The organism is Sphingomonas faeni (assembly GCF_003053745.1).
GTDB lineage: Bacteria > Pseudomonadota > Alphaproteobacteria > Sphingomonadales > Sphingomonadaceae > Sphingomonas > Sphingomonas faeni.
This window is the reverse complement of the sequence record NZ_QAYE01000029.1, coordinates 1-1,701: the sequence shown is the minus strand read 5'-3', so window position 1 is coordinate 1,701 and position 1,701 is coordinate 1. Positions and strand designations below refer to the sequence as shown.

Genomic DNA, 1,701 nt, shown 5'->3' with positions numbered 1-1,701 from the left:
CCGCCATCGACGGCAAGGATGTGGCCCTGGACGTAGTTGGCTGCCGCCGACGACAGGAACACCGCCGCACCGCCGAGATCGCTCGCGTCACCCCATTTGCCTGCCGGGATGCGGTCGAGGATCGAGCGGTTGCGGGTCTCGTCCGCCTGTAGCGCAGCGGTGTTGTTCGTCGCGATGTATCCCGGTGCGATCGCGTTAACGTTGATGCCTTTGGCCGCCCACTCGTTCGCGAGCAGCTTCGTAAGGCCGCCGATCCCCGACTTGGACGCAGTGTAGCTCGGCACGCGGATACCGCCCTGGAACGTCAGCATCGAGGCAATGTTGACGATCTTTCCCGAGCCTTGCGCTATCATGTGCCGCCCCGCCGCCTGGCACAGGAAGAACACCGACTTGAGGTTGGTGTCGATCACCGCGTCCCAATCGGCTTCGGTGAAGTCGACCGCATCGGCGCGGCGGATGATGCCGGCGTTGTTGATCAGGATGTCGAGACCGCCGAGCTTGGCCACGGTCTCGTCGACGACGCGCTGGACCGGTTCGATCGTCGACAAGTCCGCCGAGACGATCTCCGCTTTCCGCCCGAGCGCACGGATTTGTGCGACGGTGTCTTCGGCAGGCGTGCGCCCGACGCAAGCGACGTCCGCGCCGGCGGTAGCAAGCGCAACCGCGATGGCTTGGCCAATGCCGGTGTTCGCGCCGGTGACGATGGCGACCTTGCCGGTCAGATCGAAGGGGCCAGATACGGAAGGATTGGTCATGCTCTTCTCCTCCCCTCCCGCCTGCGGGAGGGGCCGGGGGTGGGCTCGCGCTTTCCTCACGCGGATCGGCGGTGGTGAGCGCGTGCCCACCCCCTGCCCCCTCCCGCAAGCGGGAAGGGGAAAGGCAGATTTACGCCAGCTGGCAGATATCCAGGACGTTCATGTCGGTATAATCCTGGTTCTCGCCCGCCATGGCCCAGATGAACGCGTAAGCCTTCGTCCCCGAACCCATATGGATCGACCAGGGCGGGCTGATCACCGCTTCCTCGTTCGCCATCACGATATGGCGGGTCGCCTCGCCTTCGCCCATGTAATGAAACACGCGGTCCTTCTCGAGATCGTCGAGCTCGAAGTAGAAGTAGATCTCGCTGCGACGCTCGTGGATGTGCGGCGGCATCGTGTTCCAGACGCTGCCCGGCTTCAACACCGTCAGCCCCATGACCAGCTGCGCGCTGTCGCAGATGCCCGGGATGACCATCTGGTAGATCGTCCGCTCGTTCGAGTCCTCAAGGCTGCCGCGCTCCAGCGTGGTCGCATCGCCGACCGAGATCACGCGCGTGGTGAACGCCTTGTGCGCCGGACACGACGCCAGATAGAAGCGCGCGCCGTCGCCGGAGAACTGCACGTCTTTGGCGCCCATCGTCACGTACAGGCAGTCCTTGTTGCCCAGCGTAAACGTCTCGCCGTCGACCATGACGGTGCCGCTGACCTTGCCGACGTTGACGACCGCAAGCTCGCGACGCTCCAGGAAGGGGTGGCCTGCCGCCGATGCCGGCTCGGCCTGATCGGGCAGCTTCACACTACCGCTCGCGACGGCGACGCCGCCGATCACGAAGCGCTCGGCATGCGTGTAGTTGAGCACGCACTCGCCGTCGCGGAACAGGTCCTGAATCAGATACCGGTCGCGCAGTTCGTCGTTGGAAACGCACTCCATCATGTCGGGATG

General features: G+C 64.8%; 2 protein-coding genes. Both read right to left on the bottom strand.

The window, feature by feature from the left end; genetic code table 11:
• Positions 1 to 755 (bottom strand): 2-dehydro-3-deoxy-D-gluconate 5-dehydrogenase KduD (kduD, locus tag C8J25_RS20110; RefSeq protein WP_107956114.1); only part of this gene is annotated, 755 nt, incomplete at its 3' end.
• 130 nt (positions 756 to 885) lie between these two features.
• Positions 886 to 1,701 (bottom strand): 5-dehydro-4-deoxy-D-glucuronate isomerase (kduI, locus tag C8J25_RS20105; RefSeq protein ID WP_107956113.1); only part of this gene is annotated, 816 nt, incomplete at its 5' end.